11 protein-coding genes are annotated in these 13,138 nt (G+C 69.2%); 3 read left to right on the top strand and 8 right to left on the bottom strand.

Annotation, left to right across the window (positions count from 1 at the left end; all coding sequences use genetic code 11):
- The first annotated feature begins 4 nt into the window (after positions 1-4).
- The gene (locus Q0A33_RS12920) at positions 5-691 is read left to right on the top strand and encodes an LUD domain-containing protein (protein ID WP_291797433.1); all 687 of its coding nucleotides are present in this window, start codon (positions 5-7) and stop codon (positions 689-691) included.
- 7 nt (positions 692-698) lie between these two features.
- Entirely contained in the window at positions 699-2,099 is a 1,401-nt protein-coding gene (locus tag Q0A33_RS12915) for a YjiH family protein (protein ID WP_291797426.1), read from the top strand.
- 103 nt (positions 2,100-2,202) lie between these two features.
- Here the strand turns inward: Q0A33_RS12915 and Q0A33_RS12910 are convergent, their stop codons facing one another.
- Positions 2,203-2,670 (bottom strand): MaoC family dehydratase, encoded by a 468-nt coding sequence (locus Q0A33_RS12910; RefSeq protein WP_291797569.1) that lies wholly within the window; start codon positions 2,668-2,670, stop codon positions 2,203-2,205.
- A 244-nt stretch (positions 2,671-2,914) separates the two neighbouring features.
- Positions 2,915-4,459: a phospholipase D-like domain-containing protein gene (locus Q0A33_RS12905; RefSeq protein WP_291797423.1), complete on the bottom strand. Its 1,545-nt coding sequence runs from the start codon at positions 4,457-4,459 to the stop codon at positions 2,915-2,917.
- Between the two features lie 311 nt (positions 4,460-4,770).
- On the opposite strand from Q0A33_RS12905, the gene Q0A33_RS12900 reads away from it, so the two are divergent.
- On the top strand, positions 4,771-6,186 hold the full coding sequence (locus tag Q0A33_RS12900; protein ID WP_291797420.1) for an ATP-binding protein: 1,416 nt from the start codon (positions 4,771-4,773) through the stop codon (positions 6,184-6,186).
- A gap of 276 nt (positions 6,187-6,462) precedes the next feature.
- Here the strand turns inward: Q0A33_RS12900 and Q0A33_RS12895 are convergent, their stop codons facing one another.
- The 6 genes from Q0A33_RS12895 to Q0A33_RS12870 form a co-directional block, all read right to left on the bottom strand.
- On the bottom strand, positions 6,463-7,335 hold the full coding sequence (locus Q0A33_RS12895) for an SDR family oxidoreductase (protein WP_291797417.1): 873 nt from the start codon (positions 7,333-7,335) through the stop codon (positions 6,463-6,465).
- A 30-nt stretch (positions 7,336-7,365) separates the two neighbouring features.
- Positions 7,366-7,758 carry a Fic family protein gene (locus Q0A33_RS12890; RefSeq protein ID WP_291797414.1) on the bottom strand — a complete coding sequence of 131 codons (393 nt, stop codon included), beginning with the start codon at positions 7,756-7,758 and terminating at the stop codon, positions 7,366-7,368.
- A complete protein-coding gene (locus tag Q0A33_RS12885) occupies positions 7,755-7,955 on the bottom strand; it encodes a hypothetical protein (protein ID WP_291797411.1) in 201 nt (66 codons plus the stop codon). Before Q0A33_RS12885 ends, Q0A33_RS12890 begins: the two co-directional genes overlap by 4 nt.
- Positions 7,956-8,124: 169 nt before the next feature.
- Complete coding sequence (locus Q0A33_RS12880) at positions 8,125-9,300, bottom strand: acyl-CoA dehydrogenase family protein (protein ID WP_291797409.1); 1,176 nt, start codon at positions 9,298-9,300, stop codon at positions 8,125-8,127.
- 1 nt (position 9,301) lies between these two features.
- Complete coding sequence (locus tag Q0A33_RS12875; protein WP_291797406.1) at positions 9,302-11,458, bottom strand: biotin carboxylase N-terminal domain-containing protein; 2,157 nt, start codon at positions 11,456-11,458, stop codon at positions 9,302-9,304.
- Positions 11,459-11,511: 53 nt separating this feature from the next.
- Complete coding sequence (locus tag Q0A33_RS12870; RefSeq protein ID WP_291797403.1) at positions 11,512-13,122, bottom strand: carboxyl transferase domain-containing protein; 1,611 nt, start codon at positions 13,120-13,122, stop codon at positions 11,512-11,514.
- Positions 13,123-13,138: the final 16 nt, after the last annotated feature.

The following is a 13,138-nucleotide window of genomic DNA, read 5'->3' as shown; positions in this document are numbered from 1 at the left end:
GATCATGACCCGCCTGCACGAGGCGCTGGGCCGTGAGGACGGGGTGACCACCCGCCCGGGCATCGTGCCGTCCACGGGGAAGCCCGTGGACCTGAGCGCCGAGGTGCCGCGGGACTACCTGCGCACCGGCTCGCTCGACCACGAGGCCGTCATCGCCCAGCTGGTCGACCGGCTCGTCGACTACAGGGCCGGCGTGGTCGAGGCGCAGCCCGCGGAGGTGCCGGGCGTCGTGGCGGAGAAGCTCGCACACGCACGCTCCGTCGTGGTGCCGCCGGCGCTGGAGAGCGGCGTGCTCGCGGGACTGGAGCGGCCCGTGCTCGCAGAGCTCGACGATTCTGTGGCGGTGACGCGGGAGGACGCGGACACCGTGCTCAGCGTCGACGAACTGGACCGGACGAGTGCCGTGGTCACCTCCTCGCGCGTGTCCTGCGCACAGACGGGTACCATCTTCCTCGACGGAGCGTCCGACTGCGGCCGCCGCGCCATCTCCCTGGTCCCGGACCACCACGTGTGCCTGGTGCCGGAGTCCTCCATCGTGGAGATCATCCCGGAGGCGGTGGCCCGCATCGACTCCACCCGCACGATCACCATGATCTCCGGGCCGTCAGCCACCAGTGACATCGAGCTCGAGCGCGTCGAAGGCGTGCACGGCCCCCGCACGCTCGATGTCGTCATCGTCCGCGGGGTGTGAGAACCCATTGACTGACTCCACCGGCCTCACCCGGAAGCGGGCGGCTGCTCCCCACGGGGCAGCCGCCGCTCTGCGTTTCCTCGTCCCCTCCCTGCTGGGGCTCGTCATCTTCGTGATGCCGGTGCCCGACGGCGAGGGGGGCGCGACCATCCCGGTGGCGTTCCTGGCCTCGGCCCTCGAGGCAGCTCTCGCCTCCGTCATCCATCCCCTCGTCGTCCTGCTCATGGGGATCTCCGCAGCGGGCTCCCTGCTCGCACTGCTGGTGCGCCCGGCCTGGATGCGCACCGGCGTGCCCAAGCTCCTGTTCGCCGTGACCCCGGTGTGGTGCGCCGTGCGCGTGGTGGGATTCCTCCTCGGCCTGGCCACACTGCTGCAGCTGGGACCGGAGGGGCTGTGGGGTGAGGACACCGGACTCCTCATCCTCGACCTCTGCGTCCTCATGTTCACGGTGTTCCTGTTCGCGGGCTTCCTGCTGCCGCTGCTGCTGGACTTCGGTCTGCTGGAGTTCGCCGGTGCGCTCATGAACAGGGTCATGCGCCCGGTCTTCACGGTGCCCGGCCGCTCCTCCGTGGATGCGCTCGCCTCCTGGTTCGGCGATGCGACGATCGGCGTCCTCATGACGAACCAGCAGTACGAGAAGGGCTTCTACACCAAGCGCGAGTCAGCGGTGCTGGGCACCACCTTCAACGTCGTCTCCCTCACGTTCACCGTGGTGATCATCGGGCTCCTGGGACTGCAGCACATGACCCTGCCGTTCTACGGGACCATCGTGGTGGCCGGCCTCATCGCCGCCGTCGTCATGCCGCGCATCCCGCCGCTGTCCCTGATCCCGGACGAGTACATCGACGGGACCCGGCCGCGCGAGGCACAGGCCGCTCCGGCCGGTCCCGGGACTGCGGGTGGAGATGGAGACGGCTCCGCGCTGCGCCGTGCCTGGGCGAGCGCGCTGACGAAGGCCTCGGAGATGCGCACCGGCTTCCTGCTGCGCCGCGGAGCCTCCAACGTCCTCGAGATGTGGGTGGGGATCGTCCCCGTCATCATGGCCGTGGGCACCGTCGCCGTGCTCATCGCGGAGCACACGCCGCTGTTCGCCTGGCTGGGCACGCCCTTCGTGCCGCTCCTCGAGCTCATGCAGGTGCCGGAGGCGAAGGCCGCCTCGGAGACCGTCCTCGTGGGCTTCGCGGACATGCTGCTGCCCACCGTCATCGGAGCGAACATCGCCTCGGAGATGACGCGGTTCATCATCGGCGCCCTCTCCATCACGCAGCTGATCTTCATGTCCGAGGTGGGCGGACTGCTGCTCGCGTCGAAGATCCCGGTGAAGTTCCACCACCTGGTGCTGATCTTCCTCATCCGCACGCTGCTGACCCTGCCGATCATCGTCGCGGCGGCGCATCTGTTCTACTGAGCGCGGCGGAGCTGCACAGCTACACGCGAGGGCCCGGGAAGTTGCTTTGCCACCCACATACAGGTGGGTGGCAAAGCAACTTCCCGGGCCCTCCGCTGCGCCCTCAGCCCTTGGCGTGATCCTGCGTGAACACCATGGTCTTGCGAACGGCCTTGGCGACGATGTCGCCGTGCTGGTTGCGGCCGATGTGCTCGAGGCTGATGATCCCCTCGCCCGGACGGGAGCGCGAGAGGCGCTTGTCGAGGATCTTCGTCTCCGCGTAGAGCGTGTCCCCGTGGAACATGGGCTTGGGGAAGGAGACCTCGGAGAAGCCCAGATTGCCCACGATGGTGCCCTGCGTGAGCTGCTGGACGGAGAGGCCCACCAGCGTGGCCAGCGTGAACATGGAGTTCACCAGCCGCTGGCCGAAGGGCTCCGTGGAGGCGAAGTGCGCGTCCAGGTGCAGCGCCTGCGCATTCATCGAGATGGCGGTGAACCACGTGTTGTCGGCCTCGGTCATGGTCCGGCCGGGAGCGTGCCGGTAGACGGCCCCCACCTGGAACTCCTCGAACCAGAGGCCGCGCTGGTCGATGACCGGGGCCTCGGCCGCGGGGTCCGCCTGGCCCGAGGCCGGCCCCTGCCCCGCTGCCGCCTGCTGCCCTGCAGCCGCCTCCGGTGCTGTCTGCCCTGACTTCTCGTCGCTCACCTGCGAGCTCCTTCTCGATACGGGATCCCGTGACCTCTGCCACGGCCGGTCGGCTCCCAGGCTAGCGCCTCGGGCGCCGGCGGCAGGGCGGCGCCTGCGAGAGGCATGCGCGCACCAGCCGGGTGAGCCCTCACTGCAGGGCGGATGTCAGGCGCATCGCGGAGTCCAGCCAGCGCCGGCCCCAGGACCGCTGCGCCCATTCCTCCGGGGTGAGCTCGCGGCTGATGTCCCGGTACTCGTCCATGATCTCGTGGAGGCGCTCCGTGATGTCGCCGCCGTAGGCCAGCAGGCTCACCTCGTAGTTGAGGCCGAACGAGCGCATGTCCATGTTGGAGGACCCCATCACCGAGCACAGCCCGTCGACCGTGAAGCACTTGGTGTGCAGCACGGCGGGCGCCGGGTACAGGTAGATGCGCACGCCGGCCTCCAGCAGCGCCTCGTAGTAGGAGCTCTGCGCATGGTCGACCATGAACTGATCCGCCTGCTCGCTCACGTACAGGTCCACGCCCACTCCACGGTGTGCGGCGGTGACGATGGCGGCGAGCATGGACTCGTCCGGCACGAAGTAGGGACTGACGATGCGCAGCCGCTTGCGCGCCAGGTACACGAGGGAGACGAAGAGCCGGAGGCTCGGTTCGGTGCGGAATCCCGGGCCCGAGGGGACCACCTGGACCGCGTTGACCTCCGAGTCCTTGCGCACCTTCTCGCGGTGACGGCCCTGGACGAGGCGCTCACCGATGGCGCTCTCCCGCTCCGCCATGCGGTCGCCGAACTCGTAGGCGCGGATGGTGAGGTCCTCACCGGTCTCCGAGAACCAGTCGGTGGCGAAGACCGCCTCCAGCGAGGCGACGATGGGACCGGTGAGTTCCACCATGATGTCGTTCCAGCGGCGACCGGACCGCGCGTTGGAGGCCTTGCCGTAGGCGGAGTCGATCATGTTCTGGGAGCCCATGAAGGCCCGGGTTCCGTCGATGACGACGAGCTTGCGGTGGTTGCGCAGGTCCACACGCCGCATCCGGCCCTGCAGCGGCAGGAACGGGAGCATGAGGCTCCACTGGATCCCCGCCGCGTCCAGCCGCCGCTTGAGGCTGCGGAATCCCGCGTACTTGCGGGAGCCGATGTGGTCGAAGAGGACCCGGACGGTGACGCCCCGCGCCGAGGCCCGCTCCAGGGCGGAGAGGAAGACCTCCGTCGTGGGATCTGCGGTCATGATGTAGATGCAGACGTCCACGTACTCCTGCGCCTCATCGACGGCCTCGGCCATCCGGCGGATGTTCGCCTCGTAGTCGTGGCGGATGCCGTGGTCCGTGCCGGTGACCATGGGCAGGGAGGTGAGGTTGCGGCTGAGCGTGACGAGGCTGCCGAGGTCGCGAGGCACGTCGATGGCCTCCGGCCAGTCCGGGATGCCCGCCGTGCCCTGTACCAGGCGCTTGTTCGCCTCCTGCTGGATCCGGCTCCGCCGGCCCGTGATGTAGGGGCTCCCGAGGAACAGGAAGAGCGGGATGCCCACGATGGGGAGGAAGAGGATGAGCAGCAGCCAGGCGCTCGAGGAGGACGGCCGCCTGTTCTCCGGCACCACGCCCACAGCCACGATCTTGATCGCGTAGTCGAGGATGATCAGGATCGTCGACCAGAGGGGCGGCAGACCCCAGGTCGTCACGTCGAATGCGCTCATGTCCACAGCCCAAGACTACGTGGGAGATCCGTGTGGCCTCGGCGTGCGTCCCGACCCGGCCTCCGGCCCAGTGGGCAGACAGCGGCCTCCGGCTCGGCCCGCGGTCAGCGCCGGCACTCGGATCGAGCATCCACTGTCACACCTACTCGAACGACTTCTTTAGAGTAGACGTGACAGCTGGAACGGAAGAACGCCGCGGAGCACGGTCTTCGCCCTTCTGACCAGGCATTTCGCCTCACTCACGGCCCCGCTGGCGCTACTGTAAAAATGTTAGAGTACGTGAGAGCAGCAGGGCAGGAGGAGGGCACGCCATGACGATCGGTGAAGTGACTGATGCCGCCGGCCTGCCTGAGGACGAAACCCTGCACGCTCTCCTCGCTCTGCCGGAGAGCCAATGGCATGACAGGAAGTCGGCCCGCATCCAGCCCAGGAAGCTGGCCGAGACCCTTGTCGCGATGGGCAATGCGGAAGGCGGGACCGTCGTCGTGGGCCTGAGCAGCGGCCGCGCTGAACATGTGGACGATGCACGGGCCAATGCCTTGAGGCAGGCCGCCGTCGACTTCACGCAGCCACCCGTGCGGATCCGCACGGAGGAGACGTGGGCCCTTGCAGACGGCGAGCGCCGCAGACTCCTCCTCATCCGCGTCCTCCCCGGCGAGTCCCTCCATGAGATGACGAACGGCGACTGCTTCCTGCGGATAGGCGATGAGACCCGACTGCTGAGTCACGCACAACGGCAGGAACTCTTCTACGACCGGAGCGACAGCTCCTATGACAGCGGCACACTGAGGCACATCTCCTTCAGCGAACTCGACACCACCGCGATCGAGCAGTTCAGATCCGCCCTGGGTGCCGAGTCGGAGGCTGTCCACCTGCTCAGGTCCCGCGGCCTGCTCGACCGTCAGGGTGCGCCCACCATCGCAGCCGCGCTTCTGTTCCACCCGCACCCGCAGATCGCACTCCCCCACGCACAGGTCCGCATCCTCCGCTACCTGTCCGATGAGAGAGGGAGCGGCACCTCCCTGAGTCTGGCCGAGGACGGCGACACACGCATCGAGGGCCCTCTGCCCTCACTCATCGACCGCGCCGCGCAGACGATCGATGCCCAGATCCCCCGTCGTCGCGCACTGGGACCGAGCGGCAAGTTCGAAGCAGTGCCGACAGTCCCCCGCGATGCGTGGCTGGAGGCCCTCGTGAACGCCGTCGTCCACCGGTCCTACAGCATGGCCGGGGATCACATCCGGGTGGAGATCTTCCCCACCCGGATCGAGGTCACCAGCCCGGGACGCTTCCCGGGAATCGTCGATGTCGACAACCCGCACTCCATCACCCGGTACGCGAGGAACCCGCTCATCGCCCGTGTCTGTGCGGACCTGCGCATCGGCCAGGAGCTCGGAGAGGGCATCCGGCGCATGGTCGACGTCATGGAGCGCTCCGGCCTCGAGGCCCCCGTGTTCCGGCAGAGCGCCTCACACGTGATCGTCACGCTCTCTGCGCACTCCCTCCTGGATCGCGCAACCGTCGAGCGACTCCCCAAGGGTGCGATTGCCACGCTCGCCGTCCTGCAACACGCCGGCAGACCGCTGGGCACGGGCGAGATCGTGGAGATGCTGGATGTGGCCCGGCCCACCGCGCTGCGACGCCTCAGAGCGCTCGAAGCAGAGGGGATGATCGTCAGGGACGCGCAGTCGCCGCAGGATCCACGCGCTACGTGGCGGCTGGCCTGAGGGCAAAGAGGCGACACCCCCGGCCTCCGGCCCGCCCTGCGGTCAGCACGGGCACTCGAATCCAGCATCTACTGTCACACCTACTCGAACGACTTCTTTAGAGTAGACGTGACAGCTGGAACGGAAGAACGCCGCGGAGCACGGTCTTCGCCCTTCTGACCAGGCATTTCACCTCACTCACGGCCCCTCTGGCGCTACTGTAAAAATGTTAGAGTACGTGAGAGCAGCGCCTCCCCGTCCCCGTAGGCAGCCAGCGGCCTTCATCCCGGCCCGCGGTCAGCGCCAGCGGGCGAAGCCGCCCTCCGAGGCGATCACCTGTCCCGTGATCCAGCGCGCCTCGTCCGTGAGCAGCCAGGTGAGGAGCCGCGCGGGGTCATCCGGTTCTCCCCACCGCCCCGCTGGGAACTGCGCCTTCGTCAGCTCCCGCATCTCCTGAGTCACGTAGCCGGTGTCCACGGGCCCCGGGTTCACGGTGTTCACCCTGATCCCCGCGTCGCTGAGCTGATCCGCAAGCGTCACGGTGAGTCCGGCCAGCGCGGCCTTCGCCGCCGCGTAGGCGACCTCCCCCGGCATGGGGCCCTCACCCTGGCCGGAGGTGAGGAAGACGATCGCGGCCTCGGCGTCACTCGGACTCAGCGAGGGCTCGAGACCCGCTCTCCCCGCCGTGCCCGCAGGCGCACAGCCACCTGCCGCCTCCCACAGCCGCGCGAACTCCTGTGCCAGCATGATCGAAGCGCGCGCGTTCACGGCCCAGTGACGGTCCAGCATGGCAGTGGTGAGCTCCCCCAGCGCACCGTCGGAACCGGAGAGTGCCTGGTTGCAGACGAGCCCGTCGAGTCCGCCCAGTGCCGCCGAGGCCGCCTGCACCAGCCGCTCCGGCTCCCCTTCCCGGGAGAGGTCCGCATGCGCGTGCGCCACCACCGCGCCTTCCCGCGCATGGGCGCGGACCCCTTCGATCACCGCCTCAATGCTGTCCTCGCCCCACGGCTGCTGCGCGTCATGGGGTGCGAAGTGGTGGCAGAAGACGCTCGCACCGTACGCCGCCGCACGGCAGGCCGTGGCGTAACCGATCCCCGCACGGCGGCTCACCCCGGTGATGAGCACCGCGCGGCCGCGCAGCGGAAGCGGATCCCGGGCGAGCGGACTCACACTCACAGACACATCACTGACCTCCCAGCCCTAAGGACTCCGAACGACGAGTTCACGAAGCCGCTCTGCGATTGCAGGGACTCCGGAGAGCGCCCCCTCAGCGATATCCATCACCAGCTGATAGCGAGCATCATCGGGCCCTCCGATGATGATCCCATTCAGCCCAAGGAAAAGTGCGGTCGCCACGAAGCCGGTCCGCTTGTTGCCGTCGACAAGCGCGGGATTGTTGACGACCGAGTCAAGGAGCGCCGCCGCCTTCGTCGGCAGATCGGGGTAGACGTCTTCCCCGAACACAGAAGCACGCGGCCGAGCGAGCGAAGATTCGAGAAGGCCCCAGTCACGGACCTCCGGAGCGTGGCCCAGGGCCGCAGCCGAGGCGGCGAGAAGATCATCCAGGTCAAGGTAGTCGTACTCGTCCGTCATGAATCACGAAGACGCTCGAGGACTTCCCGGTTCTCCTCGACGATGCGTGCGAGCAGCTCAGAGCGGCCGCGCGCCCGCTTCTGGGTGTACTCGTCGACAGCGCGCAGAGCAGCCGCCTGCATCGAAATGCCTTCACGTTCTGCCGCCATCCTGAGCGACTCCGTCTGCTGCGCGGACAGCCTCAGTGTCATCGCCATAGCACAGATGATACCGCTTGATACCACTGAACTCCATGACACTGAGGCCGCCGCTGCCTTCCCACCGACTATTCCTGGTGACTCACGCTGCACGTGTGCGCGGTGAGCGAGGCGCTGCCGACTCACGCAGGGCAGCGCATCCAGAGTCCTTTCACTCGGCGCCGAGTGCTCACAGCCCCAGTTCGCGGGCGATGAGCATGAGCTGCACCTCGGAGGTGCCCTCCCCGATCTCCAGGATCTTCGAATCGCGGTAGTGCCGGGCCACGAGGTATTCGTTCATGAATCCGTAGCCCCCGTGCACCTGCGTGGCATCCCGTGCGTTGTCCATCGCGGCGTCGGAGGCGATGAGCTTGGCGATCGAGGCCTCCTTCTTGAACGGCTCGCCCGCGACCATCTTGGACGCGGCCGCATAGTAGGCCGCACGGGCAGCGGCCACCCGCGCCTCCATCCGCGCGATCTTGAAGCTCACACCCTGGTAGTCGCCGATCGGCTTGCCGAACGCCTTCCGTTCCTTCGCGTACTTCACGCTGGCGTCCACACAGCCCTGCGCTGCGCCCACGGAGAGCGCGGCGATCGCCACACGGCCCTCATCGAGGATCCGCAGGAAGTTCGCGTAGCCGCGCCCGCGCTCGCCCAGCAGATTGGCCTCGGGCACCCTCACGCCGTCGAAGGTGAGGGGATGCGTGTCCGAGGAGTTCCAGCCCAGCTTGTCGTAGGCGGGCTCCGGAGTGAACCCGGGGGTGCCGTTGGGGACGATGATCGTGGAGATCTCCGGCTTCTGCGTGCCGTCGCGCCCCGTGCGGGTGCCCGTGACGGCCGTGGCGGTGACGAACCGGGTGATGTCCGTGCCCGAGTTCGTGATGAACGCCTTGGCCCCGTCGATCACCCACTCCCCGTCCTCCAGCCGCGCCCGGGTCTTCGTGCCCCCGGCATCGGAGCCGGCCTCGGGCTCCGTGAGGCCGAATGCGGCGAGGCCTCGGCCGTCGATGACGGTGGGCAGCAGCTCCCGCTTCTGCTCCTCCGTGCCGAAGAGGTGGATGGGCATCGCGCCGAGCGAGACCCCTGCCTCCAGTGTGATCGCCAGGGACTGGTTCTCCCGGGCGATCTCCTCCAAGGCCAGGCACAGGGCGAAGTAGTCGCCGCCCATCCCGCCGTACTCCTCCGGGAACGGCAGTCCGAAGAGCCCCATGTCCCCCATCTTCGCCACGAGTTCGTAGGGGAACTCGTGCCTGGCGTCGAGCTCCGCGCTCACCGGCGCGACCTCTTCGTCCGTGAATGCCGCCACCGTCCGGCGCAGCGATTCGTACTCCTCCGGCAGCATGCCGGGAACGAATGCCGTAGTCATGTCACTCTCCTTCCGTCTCGTTCGTGCCGGCCGCGCCGGCGGTCTGTCCTGCCGCGGTCGCCTCAGCCGCGGTCTGCTCGGCCGTGGTCTGCTCGCCGGCGCCCTGCGAACTGTCCTGCGGGACGACAACTGCGAGCACCTCGTCGAGTGCCACCTGGGCGCCCTGCACCGTCCTCACCTCGACCGTTCCCGCGGCGGGCGCGGTGAGCACGTGCTCCATCTTCATCGCCTCCACCACGAGCACCGGGTCGCCGGCGGCCACCTGTGCGCCGTCGGCCACCCGGATCTCGATGACGGCACCGGGCATGGGCGCCAGCACCTCCGCACCTCCGGCCGCCGCACCGATCGCGGCGTCCGCGAGCGGCCGGGTGAGCTGAAAGATCCCCCGCGCTGTCCGCACCCAGAGCGTGCGCCCGTCCGCGGATGCCCACACCCGTCCGTGATGCTGCTCGCCGTCCAGCGTGAGTACGTACCCCGTTCCGGCCGATCCGCCGGCACTGCTCCCAGCAGCACCTCCGCCGCCGGTGCCTCCCTCAGCCCCGCCGCCGAGGCGCACGAGGGGCGGGTGCAGGAACTCGGCTTCGTGCCGCTCACCGCGGTGCACGAACGGCACGACGGTGCGCGCCGGAGCGAGGCTCCTCCAACCGGAGCCCTGCTGCCATGCAGAGGCTCCGGCGGCACCCACCACATGCGCAGCGGCGAACTGGAGCGCCGGCGGATCGAGGGTCTCGTCCAGCTCGTCCTCGGTCATCCGGTCGATGAGGCCGGTGTCGAGCTCGCCCGCCGCCACCTCGGGCAGGCCCATGAGCGTCTGCAGGAAGCCGATGTTCGTGACGATCCCCGGCACGGCGGAGGCCGCGAGTGCGCGCCGCATGCGGGCGACGGCCTCGGCCCGGTCTGCGCCGGTGACGATGAGCTTGGCGATCATGGGGTCGTAGTCGCTCACGATCCGCTGACCCGGTTCCAGTCCGGCGTCCACCCGCACCCCGGTCCTGTCCACGCCGAGGCTGTGGGCCCCGCGCTGGCCCGCTGTGACGGGCAGCCCGGTGCCGGGTCCGCCGGTGCTGGGCGGGAACGCCACGTCCAGGGCGACTCCGCCGGTGGGCAGGAAGCCGCGGGCGGGGTCCTCGGCGTAGATGCGCGCCTCGATGGAGTGCCCCGTCAGCCGGATGTCCTCCTGCACGAGGCTCAGGCGCTCGCCGGCCCCCACGCGCAGCTGCTGCTCCACGAGGTCCACGCCTGTGACCTGCTCCGTGACGGGGTGCTCCACCTGGAGGCGCGTGTTCATCTCCATGAAGAAGAACTCGTCCGGCCGGTCCGCGGAGCCGATGATCTCCACGGTGCCCGCACCGCGGTAGTCGACGGCCTTGGCCGTGTCCACGGCGGCCTGGCCGATGGCTTCGCGCGTGCCCGCGTCCAGCAGCGCGCTGGGCGCCTCCTCGATGACCTTCTGGTGGCGGCGCTGCAGGGAGCACTCGCGCTCCCCCAGGTGCACCACGGTGCCGTGTGAGTCCGCGAGCACCTGGACCTCGATGTGCCGGGGCCGCAGCACCAGTCGCTCAAGGAAGAGGGTGTCGTCGCCGAAGCTCGAGGCGGCCTCGCGACGGGCCGAGGCCAGCGCGGCCGGCAGCTCGGAGGCCTCGTGCACCTCGCGCATCCCCTTGCCGCCGCCTCCCGCGGAGGGCTTCACGAGGACGGGGAAGCCCACCTCCTCCGCGCGGGCGATGAGCTGCTCGTCCGTGAGCCCGGCCTCGGCGACGCCCGGCACCAGCGGCACTCCGCGCGCGGCGACGGCCTGCTTGGCGGAGATCTTGTCGCCCATCGTCTCGATGGCCGCCGCAGTGGGCCCGAGGAAGACGATGCCCTCCTCCTCGAGCCGGCGGGCGAAGGCCGCGTTCTCGGAGAGGAAGCCGTAGCCGGGGTGCACGGCCTGGGCACCGGTGGCGCGGACGGCCTCGACCACACGGTCGATGTCGAGGTAGGACTGCGCCGCCGAGGCCGGGCCGAGGCGGTGGGCGAGGTCCGCCGCGCGCGTGTGGGCGGCATCGGCGTCCGCGTCCGAGTAGACGGCCACCGTCTCGATGCCGAGCCGGCGGCAGGTGCGGATGACGCGGAGGGCGATCTCTCCGCGGTTGGCGATGAGGATTCTGGAGAACATTGCGGGTTCCTGCCGGTCCGAGTGGGCGGGTGTCTGCATGCCTGTCATGGCGCTCACATCCTGAAGACGCCGTAGCCGGGCGCTCCGTAGGGCCGCTTCAGCGGCGTGTGGCGTGCGGCCTCGAGCGCGAGCGCGAGGACCTGGCGGGTGTCCGCGGGGTCGATGATGCCGTCGTCCCAGAGGCGGGCCGTCGAGTAGTAGGGGTTGCCCTGCGCCTCGTACTGCTGCCGGACGGGGTCCTTGAAGCGCTCCTCGTCCTCTGCGGACCACTCCTCACCGCGGCCCTCCAGCTGATCGCGCTTGACGGTGGCGAGGACGGAAGCCGCCTGCTCACCGCCCATCACGGAGATCCGGGCATTGGGCCACATCCACAGGAAGCGCGGGGAGTAGGCACGGCCGCACATCGAGTAGTTGCCCGCACCGAAGCTGCCGCCGATCACCACGGTGAACTTGGGCACGCGGGCGGTGGCGACGGCATTGACCATCTTGGCGCCGTGCTTGGCGATGCCGCCGGCCTCGTAGTCGCGGCCCACCATGAAGCCGGAGATGTTCTGGAGGAACACCAGCGGCGTGGAGCGCTGGTCGCAGAGCTCGATGAAGTGCGCGCCCTTCATCGCGGATTCGCCGAACAGGATGCCGTTGTTCGCGACGATGCCCACGGGGTGCCCGTCGATCCGCGCGAAGCCGGTGACGAGGCTCGTGCCGTACTCGGCCTTGAACTCGTGGAACTCACTGGCGTCGACGATTCGGGCGATGACCTCGCGCACGTCGTAGGGCACACGGGAGTCCACCGGCACCACGGCGGTGAGCTCGTCCGGGCTGTGGGCGGGCTCGCGCGGTTCGGCGCGCTCCCACGCCGGCGGCAGCTGGGGGCCGAAGGTCGAGGCGATGTCGCGGAGGATCTCCAGCGCGTGATCGTCGTTCGCGGCGAGGTGATCGGTGACGCCCGAGGTGCGGGAGTGGAGCGCTCCCCCGCCCAGCTCCTCCGCAGTCACCTCTTCACCCGTGGCGGCCTTCACCAGCGGCGGTCCGCCCAGGAAGATCGTGCCCTGCTCATTGACGATGACGGACTCGTCCGCCATGGCGGGCACGTAGGCGCCGCCGGCGGTGCAGGAGCCCAGCACCGCGGCGAGCTGCGGGATACCTGCGGCGGACAGCGTGGCCTGGTTGTAGAAGATGCGGCCGAAGTGCTCGCGGTCCGGGAACACCTCGTCCTGGTTGGGCAGATTGGCTCCGCCGGAGTCCACGAGGTAGATGCAGGGCAGGTGGTTGTCCGCTGCGATCTCCTGCGCGCGCAGGTGCTTCTTCACCGTCACGGGGTAGTAGGTGCCGCCCTTGACGGTGGCGTCGTTGGCGACGATGACGCAGAGCCGGCCGGAGACCAGCCCCATGCCGGTGATGATGCCGGCACCGGGCGAGGCGTCGTCGTACATGCCATTGGCGGCGAGCGGCGAGAACTCGAGGAACGGACTGCCCGGATCCAGCAGACGCTCCACACGGTCGCGCGGCAGCAGCTTGCCGCGGCTCAGATGGCGCTGCCGGGACGATTCGGAGCCGCCTCTCGCCGTGGCCGCGATGCGCTCGCGGAGCTCCGCGAGCAGCTCGGCATGAGCCTGGGAGTGGGGTGAGGTGTGCGGATCGACCGGCGAGCCGATGGTGCGCATGCGTTCTCCTCGAGGG

The organism is Brevibacterium sp., from assembly GCF_022712115.1.
Classification (GTDB): domain Bacteria; phylum Actinomycetota; class Actinomycetes; order Actinomycetales; family Brevibacteriaceae; genus Brevibacterium; species Brevibacterium salitolerans.
The sequence above is the reverse complement of the archived record's forward strand: the minus strand, read 5'-3'. Positions and strand labels throughout refer to the sequence as shown.

Bases quoted from the DNA above. Each gene is read 5' to 3' on its own strand.
- Q0A33_RS12900 (WP_291797420.1), top strand. From the start codon at position 4,771: ATGACGATCGGTGAAGTGACTGATGCCGCCGGCCTGCCTGAGGACGAA.
- Q0A33_RS12920 (WP_291797433.1), top strand. From the start codon at position 5: ATGACCCGCCTGCACGAGGCGCTGGGCCGTGAGGACGGGGTGACCACC.
- Q0A33_RS12890 (WP_291797414.1), bottom strand. From the start codon at position 7,758: ATGACGGACGAGTACGACTACCTTGACCTGGATGATCTTCTCGCCGCC.
- Q0A33_RS12870 (WP_291797403.1), bottom strand. From the start codon at position 13,122: ATGCGCACCATCGGCTCGCCGGTCGATCCGCACACCTCACCCCACTCC.
- Q0A33_RS12875 (WP_291797406.1), bottom strand. From the start codon at position 11,458: ATGTTCTCCAGAATCCTCATCGCCAACCGCGGAGAGATCGCCCTCCGC.
- Q0A33_RS12885 (WP_291797411.1), bottom strand. From the start codon at position 7,955: ATGGCGATGACACTGAGGCTGTCCGCGCAGCAGACGGAGTCGCTCAGG.
- Q0A33_RS12880 (WP_291797409.1), bottom strand. From the start codon at position 9,300: ATGACTACGGCATTCGTTCCCGGCATGCTGCCGGAGGAGTACGAATCG.
- Q0A33_RS12905 (WP_291797423.1), bottom strand. From the start codon at position 4,459: ATGAGCGCATTCGACGTGACGACCTGGGGTCTGCCGCCCCTCTGGTCG.